The organism is Alkalibacterium sp. MB6 (assembly GCF_009935905.1).
Classification (GTDB): Bacteria; Bacillota; Bacilli; order Lactobacillales; family Carnobacteriaceae_A; genus Alkalibacterium.
This window is the reverse complement of the sequence record NZ_PREX01000077.1, coordinates 1-401: the sequence shown is the minus strand read 5'-3', so window position 1 is coordinate 401 and position 401 is coordinate 1. Positions and strand designations below refer to the sequence as shown.

Annotated in this window: 1 protein-coding gene; it reads right to left on the bottom strand. The window is 32.7% G+C overall.

Going from position 1 to position 401, the window contains the following annotated elements; translation table 11 throughout:
• Positions 1-220, bottom strand: a 220-nt coding sequence (locus C3945_RS11740; protein ID WP_202623373.1) for a transposase, incomplete at its 3' end; no start/stop codon positions are given.
• Positions 221-401 lie beyond the last annotated feature (181 nt).

The window sequence follows — 401 nt, the reverse complement described above, 5'->3', positions numbered from 1 at the left end:
TTTGTAACACCAGTTGCTTTAAAATTTTGTGATTTGAATGCATCCAATATTTACGATTTTCCTTAAACAAAACAATTGCTTCAGAGAGCTGTGTAAACTTAAAGGCATCCATTAACTCATCGATTAGTATCAGACCGGAGTCGCTTGATAAACGACCACCGTCATGAGAAACGATTAAATGATTGTTGAATTTAACTGTGTTTTCTTGTAAAGTAACCATTGAGAGAACTCCTTTCTGTGGTTGTTGTAGTAAATTAACCATATCAGAAAGGGGTTCTTTTTTCATCACCCAATGGGTGAAAAAATGAATCAAGCAAATAGTTGTTAGGACAACGTTAGTTACCATTAGTAGAAAAAGTGTGAATTATTCAGGCTGAAGATTATTTAATAATTTATCTTAA